23 protein-coding genes are annotated in these 16,704 nt (G+C 36.3%); 8 read left to right on the top strand and 15 right to left on the bottom strand.

The window, feature by feature from the left end; genetic code table 11:
• Nucleotides 1-160: 160 nt before the first annotated feature.
• Entirely contained in the window at nt 161-691 is a 531-nt protein-coding gene (locus tag G8O30_RS00735; RefSeq protein ID WP_239673110.1) for a CBO0543 family protein, read from the top strand.
• A 169-nt stretch (nt 692-860) separates the two neighbouring features.
• On the opposite strand, the gene G8O30_RS00730 is transcribed toward G8O30_RS00735, so the two are convergent.
• Entirely contained in the window at nt 861-1,847 is a 987-nt protein-coding gene (locus G8O30_RS00730; RefSeq protein ID WP_239673109.1) for a YhdH/YhfP family quinone oxidoreductase, read from the bottom strand.
• A gap of 104 nt (nt 1,848-1,951) precedes the next feature.
• Here G8O30_RS00730 and G8O30_RS00725 point away from each other — a divergent pair, with 104 nt between their 5' ends.
• On the top strand, nt 1,952-2,377 hold the full coding sequence (locus tag G8O30_RS00725; RefSeq protein WP_239673108.1) for a MarR family winged helix-turn-helix transcriptional regulator: 426 nt from the start codon (nt 1,952-1,954) through the stop codon (nt 2,375-2,377).
• 115 nt (nt 2,378-2,492) lie between these two features.
• Here G8O30_RS00725 and G8O30_RS00720 read toward each other — a convergent pair whose 3' ends face one another.
• From G8O30_RS00720 to G8O30_RS00710, 3 genes are all read right to left on the bottom strand, one after another.
• Nucleotides 2,493-2,666, bottom strand: coding sequence for a hypothetical protein (locus G8O30_RS00720; protein ID WP_239673107.1), 174 nt, complete (start codon nt 2,664-2,666; stop codon nt 2,493-2,495).
• Nucleotides 2,667-2,837: 171 nt separating this feature from the next.
• Nucleotides 2,838-3,473 (bottom strand): hypothetical protein, encoded by a 636-nt coding sequence (locus tag G8O30_RS00715; protein WP_239673106.1) that lies wholly within the window; start codon nt 3,471-3,473, stop codon nt 2,838-2,840.
• A gap of 13 nt (nt 3,474-3,486) precedes the next feature.
• Nucleotides 3,487-4,275 (bottom strand): GNAT family N-acetyltransferase, encoded by a 789-nt coding sequence (locus G8O30_RS00710; protein WP_239673105.1) that lies wholly within the window; start codon nt 4,273-4,275, stop codon nt 3,487-3,489.
• A 208-nt stretch (nt 4,276-4,483) separates the two neighbouring features.
• Between G8O30_RS00710 and G8O30_RS00705 the strand changes: the two genes are divergently transcribed.
• From G8O30_RS00705 to G8O30_RS00685, 5 genes are all read left to right on the top strand, one after another.
• Entirely contained in the window at nt 4,484-4,813 is a 330-nt protein-coding gene (locus tag G8O30_RS00705) for an ArsR/SmtB family transcription factor (RefSeq protein WP_239673104.1), read from the top strand.
• A 2-nt stretch (nt 4,814-4,815) separates the two neighbouring features.
• Nucleotides 4,816-5,244: an SRPBCC family protein gene (locus G8O30_RS00700; RefSeq protein ID WP_239673103.1), complete on the top strand. Its 429-nt coding sequence runs from the start codon at nt 4,816-4,818 to the stop codon at nt 5,242-5,244.
• 19 nt (nt 5,245-5,263) lie between these two features.
• Nucleotides 5,264-5,545 (top strand): transporter suffix domain-containing protein, encoded by a 282-nt coding sequence (locus G8O30_RS00695; RefSeq protein WP_239673102.1) that lies wholly within the window; start codon nt 5,264-5,266, stop codon nt 5,543-5,545.
• A gap of 142 nt (nt 5,546-5,687) precedes the next feature.
• Nucleotides 5,688-6,005 (top strand): ArsR/SmtB family transcription factor, encoded by a 318-nt coding sequence (locus G8O30_RS00690; protein WP_239673101.1) that lies wholly within the window; start codon nt 5,688-5,690, stop codon nt 6,003-6,005.
• A 147-nt stretch (nt 6,006-6,152) separates the two neighbouring features.
• Entirely contained in the window at nt 6,153-6,713 is a 561-nt protein-coding gene (locus G8O30_RS00685) for an NAD(P)H-dependent oxidoreductase (protein WP_239673100.1), read from the top strand.
• A 489-nt stretch (nt 6,714-7,202) separates the two neighbouring features.
• On the opposite strand, the gene G8O30_RS00680 is transcribed toward G8O30_RS00685, so the two are convergent.
• The 11 genes from G8O30_RS00680 to G8O30_RS00630 form a co-directional block, all read right to left on the bottom strand.
• A complete protein-coding gene (locus tag G8O30_RS00680; protein ID WP_239673099.1) occupies nt 7,203-7,445 on the bottom strand; it encodes a hypothetical protein in 243 nt (80 codons plus the stop codon).
• A gap of 302 nt (nt 7,446-7,747) precedes the next feature.
• Nucleotides 7,748-8,878, bottom strand: coding sequence for an ABC transporter permease (locus G8O30_RS00675; protein WP_239673098.1), 1,131 nt, complete (start codon nt 8,876-8,878; stop codon nt 7,748-7,750).
• 12 nt (nt 8,879-8,890) lie between these two features.
• Nucleotides 8,891-10,162 (bottom strand): hypothetical protein, encoded by a 1,272-nt coding sequence (locus tag G8O30_RS00670; RefSeq protein ID WP_239673097.1) that lies wholly within the window; start codon nt 10,160-10,162, stop codon nt 8,891-8,893.
• Nucleotides 10,159-11,031 carry an ABC transporter ATP-binding protein gene (locus tag G8O30_RS00665; protein WP_239673096.1) on the bottom strand — a complete coding sequence of 291 codons (873 nt, stop codon included), beginning with the start codon at nt 11,029-11,031 and terminating at the stop codon, nt 10,159-10,161. The genes G8O30_RS00670 and G8O30_RS00665 overlap by 4 nt, the downstream gene beginning before the upstream one ends.
• Nucleotides 11,032-11,790: a hypothetical protein gene (locus G8O30_RS00660; RefSeq protein WP_239673095.1), complete on the bottom strand. Its 759-nt coding sequence runs from the start codon at nt 11,788-11,790 to the stop codon at nt 11,032-11,034. It lies immediately after the preceding gene.
• Nucleotides 11,765-12,343, bottom strand: coding sequence for an RNA polymerase sigma factor (locus G8O30_RS00655; RefSeq protein ID WP_239673094.1), 579 nt, complete (start codon nt 12,341-12,343; stop codon nt 11,765-11,767). Before G8O30_RS00655 ends, G8O30_RS00660 begins: the two co-directional genes overlap by 26 nt.
• Nucleotides 12,344-12,725: 382 nt before the next feature.
• On the bottom strand, nt 12,726-13,250 hold the full coding sequence (locus G8O30_RS00650; protein WP_239673093.1) for a GNAT family N-acetyltransferase: 525 nt from the start codon (nt 13,248-13,250) through the stop codon (nt 12,726-12,728).
• A gap of 207 nt (nt 13,251-13,457) precedes the next feature.
• Nucleotides 13,458-13,931 carry a GNAT family N-acetyltransferase gene (locus G8O30_RS00645; RefSeq protein ID WP_239673092.1) on the bottom strand — a complete coding sequence of 158 codons (474 nt, stop codon included), beginning with the start codon at nt 13,929-13,931 and terminating at the stop codon, nt 13,458-13,460.
• Nucleotides 13,932-14,019: 88 nt separating this feature from the next.
• Complete coding sequence (locus G8O30_RS00640) at nt 14,020-14,544, bottom strand: hypothetical protein (protein WP_239673091.1); 525 nt, start codon at nt 14,542-14,544, stop codon at nt 14,020-14,022.
• Between the two features lie 150 nt (nt 14,545-14,694).
• Nucleotides 14,695-15,294 (bottom strand): hypothetical protein, encoded by a 600-nt coding sequence (locus G8O30_RS00635; RefSeq protein WP_239673090.1) that lies wholly within the window; start codon nt 15,292-15,294, stop codon nt 14,695-14,697.
• A gap of 45 nt (nt 15,295-15,339) precedes the next feature.
• The gene (locus G8O30_RS00630; RefSeq protein WP_239673089.1) at nt 15,340-15,744 is read right to left on the bottom strand and encodes a nucleoside 2-deoxyribosyltransferase; all 405 of its coding nucleotides are present in this window, start codon (nt 15,742-15,744) and stop codon (nt 15,340-15,342) included.
• Between the two features lie 218 nt (nt 15,745-15,962).
• Here G8O30_RS00630 and G8O30_RS00625 point away from each other — a divergent pair, with 218 nt between their 5' ends.
• Nucleotides 15,963-16,571 carry a recombinase family protein gene (locus G8O30_RS00625; RefSeq protein WP_239673088.1) on the top strand — a complete coding sequence of 203 codons (609 nt, stop codon included), beginning with the start codon at nt 15,963-15,965 and terminating at the stop codon, nt 16,569-16,571.
• The last annotated feature ends 133 nt before the right edge of the window (nt 16,572-16,704 follow it).

The following is a 16,704-nucleotide window of genomic DNA, read 5'->3' as shown; positions in this document are numbered from 1 at the left end:
AAAGATCGCTCTCAAAAAAAAAATAATTGGCTCTTTGAAAAGATAAAACCTGTTAATGAATCTCAAATCATCTTTCACACTTTTTCAAACTAGGATGCTTGTATATCCAGTCTATACTTTGGCAAGAGTAGAGCTATAGCTTTAGAGAAAGGTGGTATTTATGGAGGAGATTATTGAATTAAGACGGGAATTGTTCTCTATTGTTTATTCCAATTGGAAAGAGAACACGCTCTTTACACCACAGTGGTGGATATTACTAATCATAGTAATTGGATTATGGTTTATTTGGTGGAAGTTAGTAGATAAGAGTAGATTAATGGAGGTATGTTTCTTAGGTACTGTTGTAGGTATTGTTTCTACCTTGTTAAATAGCATAGGGATTGAATTGGTGCTTTGGGGTTTTCCCAATCAGTTATTCAGCTTGGTTAAGACCTTCAATCTACTTGACTTAACATTTATCCCCATAACGTATATGTTACTGTATCAATACTTCACTAGATGGTTACCTTATTCCATCGCCGTGATTATTTTTGGATTATTAGGTAGCTTTATCGGACAACCTCTTTTTACTATGTTAGGTATATACGAGACAATCAATTGGGAGTATGTCTATTCTTTCCCTGTTTATTTGCTCATTGGTTTCGTTGGTAAACTGGTTGTTTCTTTTGCGAAGAAACATCAGACTAGATAATAGTAAGGCAAAAGTAAGGTGCACCAATAAAGGTAGTGAGAATTATACACTTTTTGTGTGCACCCTTACCATTTCGCAATATAGATTAAGATTCTACTAACTTTGATTTTTTTTGGATTGTGCTAAGCATCTTATTTTAATCCTATAAAAACTCAATACCAGTCCATGCTTACACCTTAATAATCGATCTTCCTAAATGCTGACCATTTTTCACCACTTCCATGGTAGCAGGTACATCACTTAGTGTAATTTCATTAATGAGAGAAGTTTTAGAAATATTCCACTCGTTCGCAATCTTATCCCACATCCCCTTACGATCATGAATTGGGATGTTAACGGAATCAATTCCTAAAAGATTAATTCCTCTTAGAATGAAGGGCAGCACTGTGGTAGTAAGCTTCATCCCGCCCGCATTTCCGCACATACTCATACTTCCACCATAAGCAATCTGTGGAATTAACGTAGAGGCAATATCTCCTCCAACCGTATCTAATACAAAATCATATTTTTGTTTATTGAGTGGTTTGGTCTGTTCTCCTAACTCACTTGCAAAAACAACATCTGTTGCTCCTAAAGATTTCGCTACCTCTTCTTGATGATCTTTTCGAACCAATGCAGATATATTTTTATAACCAATTTTTGAAAGGATTTGGAGCGCAATACTTCCGACTCCACCAGTGGAACCAGTCACTAATATTCTTGGATTGTTAGGAATGCTCATCCCGTTATTTTCTAGTGACATGATGGATAACGCTGCAGTAAAGCCTGCTGTACCAAAAACCATTGCATCTTTAAGGGTTAAGTTGTCTGGTAAAGGAACAATCCAATCCGCTGGTACTCTAGCATATTCTGCATACCCTCCAGTATGGCTCATCCCCATATCAAATCCTGTTACGAGAATGTTCTGCCCTTCCGAGTATCTATGATCAGATGAATGAACAACGGTACCACTCAAATCAATACCAGGTATCATAGGATAATGTCGAATGACACCACCATTTTTTTGGACAGCAAGCATGTCTTTATAATTTATAGAAGAATAGGCTACCTTAATCAAGACTTCCCCCTCAGAGAGACTGTTAAGGGTAACATTTTCTAAATCATACACTACTTGGTCCTGGTCTTCTTTTAACACAATCGCCTTGAATGTATTCATCAATATCCGCTCCTTTGATTTGCAACAAAACACTTTTGGTGCAAAAGTATTTTGTAACAAAAACTAACATGTTATTATAGGAGTTGTCAATTGGAGGAGATTTTATGGAATTAAAAGAATGTATGAATTTTTTACTAAGTGTAAGTCAGAATAAAGTGTTTAAATATTTTAGCAAACTATTAGAGGAACATGGTGTAACTCCCGCACAATATGGTGTGTTGAATTGTTTGTGGAAAGAAGGACAATTATCTCCTAAACAAATTGGAGCGATGGTTCATCTAGAAGCACCAACTATATCAGGAATCTTAGACAAAATGCAAAAAGCTGATCTAATAGAACGTTCAATAGACCCGACTAATCGTAGAAATGTTTTAGTAATGGCTACACCAAAATCTTATGAAATGAAAGTAGATGTGGAAGCAGCAACAAATCACTTGAATAATTTGGTTCTAAAAAAATTATCAGATGAAGAAAAAGACGAACTAAAAAAAGCATTACAAACTATTATACAAGCTGATTTTGAATCTTAATCGTAACAATAGGACAGTTAAAACGAAAAGCCTAGCTTCTCTTTTGATAAGGAGAAACTAGGCTTTGCATTTTGGCTCTGTTAATTATAAAGAATTTCATTTATAACTTTACACGTTATCTAGTAAACGCATAGTAAATAACATAAAACCAACTAAACACACCATGAAGGATAGCCCAAAGAATAGATTTATGTAGGCTCCACGAAATGGTTATGGCTAAAACGGAACCAAACCCTATTGCACTCTTTGAACCAGTCGGCACTTTATACACTTTTTCTGACTTTGCCATCAAGAACTCCCCCACTTCATCATCTTTTTTCTACCACTAAATATATATTTTTCATTAGGCTTAATATTCTTTTGAGGTGAAAGAACATATTAGGACAATTTTCGCGTCCTTACTGGTTATTGTAAGAATATTTGTGACAAATGAATTCGTGATAAAATGCCCTCTCCGTAGTTAGATACTAGTAACTGTTTTATAAACTTTTTTCACTCTTTTCAACTGAGGGGGGGAAAGGTATTCTTCTCTTAGGCGTAACACGTGTAGAAACTCCTCTTTGTTATCCTCTGTTACTGCAATTAACGTACTTTCTGCATGCTGAGGGATTTCTTTCGGACGACATGTTTCCAAGTGTTGAAGTAAAAAAGGGAAAATGATTTGATTGTTTTCTTCCTTAACGGCTGCTAATTTTGCTAGGGTAAGAACCCCTTTATCAACTGTGATTACCGATCCGGTTTTCATCACGCTTTTTAGGACGTCTACGTGTAACATCAGCGTTTCAGAAGCTACTTCCGCAATCGTCGCCAGTGCTGACATACTGCCCCACACTAAGCGGTTATTGCGACTTCTTAACAACTCGATAAACACCACTGCATACTCACATATCAACTCTGGTTTTACTGCACCAATTTCATAAACAACTTTTATACAATCGTTTTGAATCTTTTTCTCCTTACTAGAGAGAAGCTGGATGAGATCCTGGATTGCTTCTCTGTCCTCTTCCTTAGCTAATTCGTGCGCCAGCTCAATATTCGGTACCTCATCATTCCGACCTTGCTGAGAGGCTAATTTGCTTACTATTGTCAGAGACATGATAATCCCCCTTTTATCTTCCTTGTATCTCCTTTATTCCCTTCCCACCTAAGAAAGCATGTCCAGTTTGTAAAGTAAGAATGGTAGTAAAGCCATAGCGACTATATACCTTTTCCACTCGTTCCGTAATCGGATGAACCCATAGTTTTTGAAGTTGTAGCTTTTGGGCTTCTTCTTGAATATGCTGTAGCAAAAAGCCTATTAACCCTTTTCCTCTATAGGCTTCGATCGTCGCGACACTTTCTACTCGCCCTTGATCTCCATGTACAAATAAACATGCTGTAGAACAAGGAACTCCGTTATACTTCAGTAAATAATGTGTATATCGCGAATCGTTAAATTCTGTTTCAAACGCCTTTTCGCGAACTGCTCGTCCTCCGAATTCCTCTATCTGACACTCCACCTCTACGGCATCCAGATAATTCGTAGCTGTTACCTTTTCAAGAGTGACAGCTTGATTTTCTGGCAACGAGGTAAGGACTCCATCCCATAGTTGAACGGGCTCTGGAAACTCTTCTACTTGAAACCCCTTCTCTTTTAACGCATGGATAAATGTTGTCAGAGACTCCATGTTATATAAATAAAATCTTGGAGTCACAGTCATTTTTTCATAAAATGAAATGACCTCATCGATTACGTATTCTGGCTGCAGCGGTGGTTCACTCACATGAGCATGATTGGCATTATAATAGTCTGGTTGATGCTCATTCCAAAACAACACTCCCCACGGTTGGTCTTGTCTATTTGAAAATGATTGTAGAAGAGCAAAGTTTAATTCTTCTATTTGTTTTACGATATTCATGTTGTTCCCGCCTATCTTCGTTTTTTTCTTTGTACTATTTTCCACAGAACCGTTTCAAACTCCTTTAACCTTTTAGTCTTTCCTACGAGCTACAGTTACTAGTTTAGTTATCCAAAAAGGAAAAGGAAGATTATTTCTAGTATCTATTTGTAAAAAACCATTGAAAGTAACACCATTTGGTTATACATTAAGTTTAGGAGGGATTGGTATGGCTACAACTAAACAACCCGATTTGTTTCATGCGCTAGGAGATCCGACTCGCAGACAACTTTTACAATTACTGATGCAATCGAGCGAGCCCATTGTATCCATCTGTGAACATTTTAACACCAGTCGAACAGCCGTTGTGAAACACTTGCAAGTGCTACTAGATGCTGGACTCGTCACGAAAGAAAAGCAAGGGCGTCAAACAATTTTTCATTTATCACCAGAGCCTCTTTCAACTGCTTTCGAATGGCTATCTCAATTTGAACCGTTCTGGGAACAAAAATTAAACGCACTAGACGATTACTTATCGACCATGGAAAAGGAGAAATAAACATGACTACTGAAATAATACTTACAAGGCAATATAATCAATCCATTGAACAGGTATGGTTCGCACTAACGAACAAAGAAGCTCTAGCCGCTTGGTTCTCTCCTCATGATCTAAAAGAAGATTTAGATAAACTTCCTACAGGTGAAGTGTTTCATTTCATCTCAAAAAGTAACCCATTTTGGGATGGGAAAATGATCTGTCGCTTGGTAGAAGCAACGACACCATACAAACTCCGCTATGAATTTGGCGGTGCATGGATGAAAACACCGACAATCGTAGAGTGGACATTAGAATCAAGGGACGGCGGTACTTACCTAACCTTGTCTCACACTGGCTTCGTCGGTATTCGTGGCTGGTTATTAAGTAAGATGCTGAAGTCCGGCTGGAATAGCATGATGAATTCGCAGGCATTTTCAGACAGTATGAAGTAGAAAGAGGTGGACGTATTCGTTGAAAAATAACTGGAAAAAGTATTTGTATCGAACGGGTATCACGCTAATCGTTTTATCCACTGTCTTATGGATTCTCCTTGTCGTGATCCCTTTTCTCCCTCTGACTAATCACCAGAAAGCGCTCGGCATCTCTCTAAGCTTGTTGGTTGCCGAAATCTTCTTCTGGATCGGTGCGATTTTGGTGGGAAAAGAAGTAGCAGGAAAGATGAGAAGATTCTTCTTGCCACGTTACTGGAAAGATAAATTTACTAAGAAACGCGAAAAAAGCTCGGAGCACTAGTGTTTCGGGCTTTTTTCATGCTTTATCAACTGAATATATGTACAAGTCATGTACTGTTTGCTAGGGCGTTGTCACGACTTTCCACACCAATCTTAAAAACGAACGAGTTGAATAAACTAGTAAAGATAGATAAAATGAAGGTATGAAATCACTTTATCATCCACCAATGGAATCTATACCGTATACAAAAGTACTTCAAGCTTTGAGCGAACCAAACCGTATCAAGATTATTCGCTGTCTTTTTGAAAGTGGATCGAATAATTGTACTGCCTATTCGATAGAATTAATGCTGAAAAAATCAACCGTATCACACCATATAAAAGTACTCCGAGAAGCAGGTTTAATTGAAGGGAGAATTCAGGGAAAGGAACATATTTATTCGTTACGAAAAGCTGAAATAGATGAGAAGTTCCCTAACCTACTTCCATCTGTTTTTGCTGTGAAAGAAGAAGATATCTAGAGCATGTGTAGGAATTACACATGCTCTTTTTTATTCTCTTTTTAAAAAAAGAAAGAACAGCATATTTGTTGAGGAATTTTTGTAATGGTGCTATGATCATAAAGATTCGATAGTTGTCGAACAATAAAACTATGGAGGTACCACACGTTGAAAAACATTTTAGTAATTAATGGACATGAGTACTATGATTTCGCGAAAGGTCAGTTAAATAAGACATTGTTCGAGGACATTGTATCGACTCTTTCCGATAAATTTGAAGTAAAAACAACGATTGTAGAAGAAGGATATGATGTTAAAAAAGAGCAAGAAAAATTCCAATGGGCAGACGTTGTAATTTTCCAAACACCAATTTATTGGTTCTCTCTCCCTGCTGCAATGAAAAAATATATTGACCAAGTCTATGCATACGGAGTGTTCTTTGGACCTGCTATAAACCAATACGGAGACGGTGGATTGATGGAAGGGAAAAAATATATGTTTTCCACTACATGGAATGCACCAGAAACGGCCTTTAATGATACTAATGAGGGCTCCTTCCTACAAGGTAAAGATATCGAGGATGCTATTGCACACTTACATCACATGCAACGCTATGTAAACATGGTACCTCTAAAAACATTTGGTGCTCACGACGTAGTGGCAAATCCAGATATCGAAAAATATAGAAGCGAACTGAAAAAACATTTACAAGATGTATTCATGAAGTAATCTTGTAGCATCTTTATTTTGATTTCTATAAAAAAACCAAAACAGATCGGCAACTTGATCTGTTTTGGTTTATCTAGTACATAGCTTTTTCGAAGAGAATATTTTACATTTGACTTTCTCATTAGGTAACAACCTACAATCTAATCAACTTGTGTGTAAATGGAAATAGATTGTAGAGCAAGATACCTCTCTTTTTCTCGGTCTACACTAACAAATTTTCTTCTACTTCCTTCAAACCAAAGAAATTAAATGACGAAATTAGTCGTGGTTGATGTTTAGTCAAACTCCTCCACTGCGAGGAGGAGTTTCTTTTTCTTACTGAATGGTTCTTGAACCATCCTGTTTCTATTTGGACAAGCATAGGTTGGAAGAAGTATGTTACGGGATAGCGGCAGACAAGGTATCTGTCTTGCTGTCTCCTAACTGGAAACAAAAGTTGTGAAACATTCTGTGGAACAAGATTTTTCGGGTTGTGACAGGCACTATTTATTATGCAAAAATTAAACCAAACGTAGAGCTTACAGCAAGTAATAATCCAATAAGGAACAAAAGTATTCTTTTTACCATTGTAGGTGAAAAGTTTAAAATCATATCGAATACTAGTTCAAAGAAACTAAAAGAAATACCTCCGCCTTCCATATCGTCAATTTGCTTTTTCTTTCCAAAAACAGAAAAATACATAAGCCAATAACCTAATGTTGCAAACAAAGCTAAAAGTACCTTTAACCACATATTGTATCTCCTAAAGTTGTATTTTCTAAATTATAATTACCGTAGATAAAAACTACTAGTTCTTAAATTTTCCACAAAAGAGTTTAATAGAGACACAGGGAAATTGAAGCGTACAATTACTATATCAACAAAAAATAGGATATTGGAACTGCTGCTATTATGTTAATAATTAGTAAGACAGTGAACCTGTCCCTATGTCTCCAGTTTGCTTGTCTTCCTTTACAAAAAAACAGCTAAACTACTGTAGAATTAGTAGTTTAGCTGTTTTATCAATATCATAACAAGTATGTATCATTCGTTCCTCATAGGACATCTCTTACTCGCTCTCTTTTCACTTTAACGATAAATAAAGTAGCTGCTACCCCTATAAAACAGATTAATAGGATAGGCCAAAGGAGTTGTGGTAAATACAAACTTGTTATGTTTCTGACAAAGTAATCTACTCCAAAAATGATTAGTAGAAACATTAAAGGAATTTGACTACCGATGTTCGTCATGTAGTTTGGCGTCATACTTGAAATATAAGCTACCATTAATAATATAGAGATCCCAATCACATAAATCCCGATAATGGTTAAAATGATGTAATGTAAAAACGTTAGGTCGTACCAAGATATTATATAGTTGAAGATAGAATTTATTTGTAACGGTAGAAACATGAATGTTCCGTTTCCTTTATATAGTGAAAAAAACAACAGCATCTGTAACAGGAGGACAGCTGTCGTTGCGATTAATGCTGCCACGAATTTGTGGGAGAACAATCTTCTTCCTAGCTTTGACGTATATTGAAGGAGCATTACTTTATTTTTTCGATCTTGTAAATACAGTGGGGTGACCACAATCATGATACTTAAGAAAATAAGCAAGGCGACATTTCCGATGAGATTGTTGTAGTTTTCAAATACAATCCAGCTCATTGTCGAGGTATATTGCTTGGTTTGTCGTAACTCATCTATGCGATTTTGCTGCTCTTCCATTAATATCGCATCACCTACATATTCTGGATGTTCATAGCGCTCTATAATCCCCTCTCTTGCTTGTAGTTCCCAAAAAACATCCACTCCTTCTTCATGAAAAATGCGGTCTCGAACATTATTTACGGTTTGGTTGCTTATATCATACGCTTTAAATTTTTCGTAGGTATCCACTCCTGCATCTACTAACTCTTTTTGTGCACCTATGTACATTTCCGCTTCTTGCTTTTGTCGATTATATATATCCTTAAAGTGACTAAATTCCGCTTCATCCATGTATTCTCCATACTCATCAATCATTTGTTTCACGACTTTAAATTCATCTGTTGCAGGACGACCATTTGGAAAATAGTCAATATCAAACAGGATAAACAAATGATAGAATACAAACGTAACAAGACTTAAAAGAATAATTGTTTTAAACGTGAATATCTTTTTTAACTCATTCCAAATGATCATTTTTTCGCTTCCTTATGATAAATTTTGTTGATAAAAACGTTTTATGCAGAATAGACTTGTTGTGGCAAATAACACAAACCACACGCTAACGGTTACAAGTTCATAATATTTGTACGTCGTAAATGCTCCGCTTTCCATCCACCAATATTTCACCCCCAGCATAAGTGAAAAAGGCGTATAATGCGCATAAATAATCCACTCGCTATTTCTTGGTATCTCCCCTGGTAAAAGAATAAACAGTCCAGCGATAATGAAAAAAAGAAAAAATACCACGTAGCTATTACGAATCCACATTGATAACACAAATATCATCAATGTAACGAGAAATAGAGTTACAAATACAAGCCCACAACTTAATAAAACATACTGAAGAAATGATAATTTCCACCAGCTCATAAATGCCATATTGTTGGATTCTGTTAAAAAACCTGAAGATATCGGAACGTGCCACAGTCTGGAATAATCAAATACAAGAAAATACGTGAACAGTGTACTACTTAAAAGGAAAGCAACCATTGTCATAGATGCAATAATAGCAGCGTTTAATTTATTTTTTACAATCTGTCTACCTCGTTTAGTCGAATACGTAACAAGCGCTGTCCGTTGATCAAATTCATAGTTCACAATAAAGGAAGTTACCAGTGCAATTAAGAGTGCCGCTTCAATCATCACAGAAAGGAAGAGGCTTCTAAACAAGAAGCTATGAGTCTCGTATGCTTTTCCATTAAAAAAAAGGGAGAGATACTCGTCATTCTGCTTTAGTTCATCAAATCGTGGTTGAAACGAATGGTAATGCTTTTTCACAACTTCAGCTGCTTCTCCACTCAATCTAAACAGCCGAATATAGTTTGTTGCTAGATCTTCTACATTGATATTGTGATATCTCTGTACAATTTCTTCTGCCTCCAAAACATAGGTTTCTTTCACTGCTAGATTACTGGCATATACCATTTCTTTTTCGGAATATACATTATTATCCATAATAGAATAGTAGTTTTCAGCTTGAAAGAAATCTTGCATTGTGGCATAGGTTTGTCCCTGTTTCTTTTTTGACAGTTCATTCCAAGCTTGCATCTCTTCCAGATAATCTGCTTTTAAGTTGGCTTGTCCTTGCTCGTCCATTACAGTCCCATGCTCGTCGATAATAGCATTTACTAGATGCATATTATCTTTCATTGGGGCATGCATGTATATTTGATAACTATTAAAGGCAGTAAATAGAAGTAAGAGAATCCACACAATCGGGGACGCTACAATTTTCTTTACCTCTAGCAGCGTAATCATACCTGTACCGCTTCGTCTTGATAAAGGTGAAGAAACACATCTTCTAAGTTTGGAGTTACTGCTTTCCAATGCTTATGTGCCGGTTCGTGCGTTAAGAAGCGCACATACATGTTCCCATTTTCTTGTTTTTCTGATAAAGAGAAATACGCTTTCCGAAAAGTAGCTATTTCATCAAACGCCACTTCCGTTTCGTACACAAGCCCTTTAATTTTTTGACAAATGTTTGAAACTGTATCTTTGTATAACACCTGTTTGTCTTTTATCATGATGATTTCATTTGCTATAGATTCCACATCAGAGACTATATGTGTGGATAATAGGACAATACGGTTCCGTGCTAAGTCTGTAATTAAATTCCGAAATCGAACTCGTTCTTTTGGATCAAGTCCAGCTGTTGGTTCATCTAAGATTAAAATCTTTGGGTCGTTCAACATGGCTTGAGCAATCCCAACACGTTGGATCATTCCACCTGAAAATTTTTTCATCTTTTTATGTGCTACATCATCTAAGGCTACCAATTTTAAAAGTTCTTCCACCCTTGCAGTTGCTGTTTTACGGTCTAAACCTTTTAATGCTGCAAGATAAAGCAAATACTTCGTAGGCGTATACTGTTTGTAGTAACCGAATTCTTGTGGCAAATATCCAAGTACATCTCGGTACCGTTCGTCTAATTTAATAATGTCTTCCCCTTCGTACAGTATCTCACCACTAGTTGGAAATAAAAGTGTTGTAAGCATTTTAATTAACGTCGTTTTTCCCGCGCCATTAGGGGCAAGAAGACCGTATACTCCATGATGAAATTCAAGGTTAACATCGTTTAATGCTTGAAATGACCCAAAGTTTTTTGATACGTGCTGTACTACTAGCATTTACAAAACCCCTTTCACTGGTTGATGGAACATCATATCTTTAAGACGTTCGACATACCCATACGCAAACAGAAGGAAAATCAGCATATATGCATACATAGGGATATGTCGAAGAAACATTGTATACAGTTCTGCGCTATAGAAGACAGCGGTCATGTTTCCTATTACCCACACGCCAATAAACGCATAACTTCCCCATTTCCTTTTAACTTTTTGTGACATGTATAAAAAGCTTGTGGCAAAGATACTGAGTGAGCTCATGGAAATACATAATGCTTCTACAGTGTGAAGAGTTGGATGAAAATAAGACAGAGCAACAATGAATAAGCCGTTGCATACAATTGCTCCTATGCCAAAAACAAGCATGCGGAATGCGGCTAATTGAAGAATGTGATATTTACAGGTCATTTCCACTTCAAATGTACGGTGCTCATTTGCACGAACGAAAGATAAAACAGCCATCCCTAGATAAAGCAGTGGCGATGAAATAAACAGAATCGTATACATTTCATTCATTGAATGTACTTGCTCAACTGTATAGAACAAACCTATTAGAAGAAGAGAAAATCCTATTATGAAGATAAACGAGAGGTCCATAGCATCATGAAACAAATTACGTACTCCCACCTGCTGGTACATTTCTTTTATAGTAGAAAGAAATGAGCGTGGTTTTTTCACTCCTTTTCTGACGATTTCATCAATCTGTGATTTCGTCATTTGTTCATCTGGATAGTCAATGTTCCATATTTCTTTTTTCATTCTTTGATCCTCCAGTTAGCGTTCGTTTTAATCTTCGGACGGTCGTATAGTATTTTGTTTTTACAGAGGACTCAGGTACGTTAAGCGTAGTTGCAATCTCCGCAAACGTATAGTCAGCGAATAGTTTTAAGCGTAGAATTTGTTGTGGATATGTAGCTAACTCATTTATATGAGCGATTACTTCTTCCACCTCTTCTCTTCTCTCCAAAGTCACCGTAAAGTCCTCTTCCGCTGACACCCACTCCACTTCCAGGTCATCAGTTGTTCGGTCGTACTTGTAGTGCTTAGAGCGATAGTAATCCACCAATCGATTTGTCGCTATTTTGTACAGCCATGTTTTAAAGGATGCTCGCTTTCCTTCAAAATGCTGAATAGACTGGAGCATGCTGATAAAAATTTCTTGCGTCAAATCGAGAGACAATTCTTTGTTCATTGTTTGCTTGTACACAAACGCATATATGTGTGAATAGTACATCGACACAAGTTCGTTCGCCGCTTGTTCGTCTGCTCTTTTCTGAATCAACTTGATCCATTTTTTCTCTTTATTCAACATGTTATCTCGTCCGTTTCTACCTGATTGTTTGCTCGTTCATTTGTTTAGTCGTTAATAGGGTGAAAATAGTTTTAAATAGGGGAGGAAAATCTTTTTTCGTTAAGTAGAAAAACTGGGGAATAAAGACACAGGGACAGGTACCGTGTCTTAAGAAAAGAATTTGATGGTGAAAAGTTCTAGGCAACGATTAGAAGACAAAGGAACTATTCCTCTGTCTACCACTTTTGTTTACTTAGAATTGAATTGATGAGCAGATGTACATGTTTTAAGACACGGGGACAGGCACCGTGTCTTAAAACATTATTTAATAGCGCAAAGTTTTAGACCCTAAATTTATTTAAAAAGAAAGTAATACAAGGTTCCTGTCTCTATGTCTCGGTCCCTATGTCTCGGATGAAATTTCAAACCTATATTGTATAAGTTGGCTCTCTGTTCCTAAATATACCTCACTGCCAATTCTACTAACTTCCCTAAACCCTATCTTCTCTAGCATCCTTCTAGAACGAACATTTATCTCATGTGTCTCTGCATTAAAAACTGTTATACCTAATTGCTTAGAAGCATAATCCATCATAGATATACTAGCATTAAAACCAATTCCTTTTCCCCATTGTGAACTATCACCAATTGCAATACCTAATTCGGCTTCAGTTCCCTTCATACAAGCTAAGTCTACATAACCTATTAATTTATTTTCTAATTCCAATGCTAATCGAATAAAATCTTCAGGTAGGCTACTTACAAAGTGCTGCCACCAGCTATTCACTTCTTGTTCATCTCTATGTAACTCCCAATTACTTGCTAAACAAAATTTTTCATCCTTACTCCATTCTAAAACGGATGAAAAATCGTCTATGGTTAAAGGTCTAAGTTTTATATTCTGGACATTACTATCTCTTACATTCATATAATCCTCCAAGACTTCAAACAATAATGGTACGTGCTTCGTCAATTTACTAGGCAGAGGACCGCTGACACTATACCCATTTTATACCACAAAGAAACTGAAAATAAGGGTTGTATTTAATAAAAGACAATAGGAAATGTACTGTGTTTCTGCAAGCAACAAGACGAAATACCTTTTCACTTGTCTCGCGGTAATGTATAGGTCTACCTAAACTTTCAGCTGCTTCTTCATCTTAATACTAGTCGCAAGATACCCCATCTTTCTATATAACTGAAATGCTCGTTCATTATGACCGAAAACATGTAATCCAATAGAGCTGACACTCTGAGAAACGAGACCCGCTTCCAATACAGTTAAAGCCTGCTTTCCATATCCCATTCCTTGAAACGCTTCCTTTAGCTGAATACTATAGATAAAAGCTACTTTCTCGCCCTTTTTTTCTTTGATAGCATACCAAAGTGTTCCTACTTGTCCTTTTACTGCATGTTGGATGGAACATATATAATGCCCCTCGGTCTGAATACCTTCAGGCAGCAACTCATGTGTTTCTTTCCTTGCTCGGTCCATTGCTTCGGAAGATGTCCATCTGCCTTCTTTTACATTTTCTTCGGCGTACTCTTTGACAGTCTCTTCAAAGAATTTATTGTATTGGTTTTCGTTCATTTTGATTAGGTGTATCACTTTTCTCTACCTCCATTTTGCCCAATTACCTCTTACTATTTTTCACCTTGACTACCAAGACATGTGAAAAGATACAGTATCTCGCAACCTACTCTTCTCTAATAAGATTGCCGTCTGTATCGTAATATTTATAATTACGATACTCGTAACTGTTTTGATTTGTTTTAGGCAGATCCAAGAATCTAACGGTGGCTTGATATGGTGTAAAGGTTTGTTCTAAGGTGGAATCATTCACATCTACCTGCATCCTAGCAATTTCATTATCATAGTTCGTAACGAACATCATTTTTGGATTTTCTTTTGTAAGTATGTAGATGCCAAAGGATTCATCTTTTGATGATTCGATATGTCTCCACACATAATTCCCCTTGTTATCTTTATTAAACTCAATATAAGAAGGACTATTATCCGCTAAAAATCCCACGATTCTATCATCCTTAGTATCATTAATTTCTAGAAGTTCAATCTCCATATCTTCATAGCCTTCAATAGAAAGAATCACTTTTACGATAGATTCTTTGTCATTTCCATATAATTTATTTGAGGTATAGAGATAATAGGAGATGAAAGAAAATACTATGATCACACTTACTATTATCGATTTATTCCGCATTCACTTTTCCACCTTTCTCTCTCTGGAGAAGACATGGGAACAGGTACCATGTCTTAAAAAATATTTAATAATGCAAAGGTTTAGACCCTGAATTTATTTAAATAGAAAGTAAGGAAAGGTCCCTGTCTCAAGCTAAGATCCTGCCAGTAATCAATAATAACTCAATGTTATCTTTGCTAAAGTTTCCTCAGTTGAATTTCCTTTATTAATAGACAGCTCATTTTCAAACTCATCTATTGGAATAAGTATACTTTCGGTCCCTACCATGGCGATCGGTCCGAAGTTGGGTTCATAATAAAATTGGACCACTTTAATATTATCCATTAATTTTCTTTGGGTTAAAAAATACAGCATACTTACCGCTTCACGCGTTACTACTTCTTTAGGCATTAAATTAATGCCATTAACTCCATTCACATCTGTAAAAGTAATCTGCAGTATTTTATTCCCTTCTGGGTGAGAATATTTAACCAAATCGCTTTTTCTATCATCCCATAAAGTAACAAGGTAGTCTTGATCAATGGTAAACTCCTCAACTGTTTCAATTTTATATCTGCCTTCATAAACAACATTTAAATCATTACTAATCTGTTGGAGACTTTGATATTTCTCACCTTCTGAAGTAACTGTATGAAAATATAACTTTATATCTTCATAATTCCATACGATATAGAGAAGCAGGATTGCAGATAATGTTAGAAAAACATTTTTCTTGCTTAGTTTTCTTAAGCCACTTTTTATCGAGTCCATCCCGTATCAGCTCCTTCTATTAAAAATAGTGGAATGTTTCTATTTTTAGCTAACTCTATACACACCACTGTTTGTTACTTTTGCTACTAACTCTTCCACCGTCCCTACGACAATTTCTACTTCAGGTAAATGATAGAATGTGCTCGTCGTTTCAAAGTTATTTACCTCATTATCCTCACAATAGAGATAGATCTTTTTCCCTTGCCCTAACGCAATTCCAAACTCAATATGACTTCCCTTCCCTGCTGGGAGTAAGACTAGCAAAAAATCTGCATCTAATACCGCTTTTTTCTCTTCTTGGCCGATTTCTCTTAAATCGTTATTGGACGATGCTCTGTTGTTTTTCGTCCAATCATATGTATGAATATATCCTTTATCTTTTAAACAATCGCTAACACGTCTTACTACTTCTTTATTTTGAAAACTGGATGCAACATAGAATTTATGCATTTCAATCCTCCTATCAATCTTCCTACGAGTAATACCTAAATAAATTTTACCAAAATTTAATAATAAGAAAATGAAAATTCTACTAAATTTCTCTCCATATTTCCTACCTGACACCATTCCTCTCTAGCAAATAAAGGAATATCCTATTTCCACAGTAAAAAGAAGAAATTAATGCTATTCTAAAATCCATGAAAGTTTACAAAGTGAGGTATGACAGAATGGCTAGCTACGGATATGTACGCATTTCAACAAAACAACAAGATCTACCGATACAGATTGCAGCACTATTGAAGAGTGGTGTAGATGCGGAAGAAATATATACAGACATGATTACGGGTTCTAATGCAGACAGAACTTCGTTGAAGGAGTTGCTTTCCTTAGTGGAGAAAGGTGACGTAATCGTAGTGAAGAAACTCGATCGATTAGGTAACTCTTTATCACAAGTGACGAACTTAGTGAATAATTTGGCTGCCAAAGGAGTGGGGATAAAAGCAATTGACGATGACATCGACACTAGCGTTGACTCTCCTATGACAAAGGCAATGTTTCACTTACTTACTATGTTCTCCGAAATGGAACGCAATTTCATTGTTGAGCGAACGAAGCCAGCTATTGAAGTAGCACGACAAAAGGGTGTGAAATTTGGACGACCTAAAGTTGGAAACGAGATGTATGAAAAGGCTGTGAAAGAATACTTAGCAGGTGGCATTACTACTAAGGAATTAATAAAAAAATACGGTAAAGATAGTAATGGGAAAGATTATATTACGGAAGCTACTTTGTATCGTCGTCTTAAGGAGTATAAAAAGGAGAATGGGTTAGATTAATCATCTCATAGCAGAATTAAATAAACGAGTGAATCTATACTTTTGATTACTAGTTTCTATATTTTATATACCGTTTACTAATGAGCTTTCAGTTAGCATACAAGCTAGCTGAAGGCTCTTTTTCATCTAATAC

The sequence above is a fragment of the Mangrovibacillus cuniculi genome, from assembly GCF_015482585.1.
GTDB classification, from domain to species: domain Bacteria; phylum Bacillota; class Bacilli; order Bacillales; family R1DC41; genus Mangrovibacillus; species Mangrovibacillus cuniculi.
The sequence above is the reverse complement of the archived record's forward strand: the minus strand, read 5'-3'. Positions and strand labels throughout refer to the sequence as shown.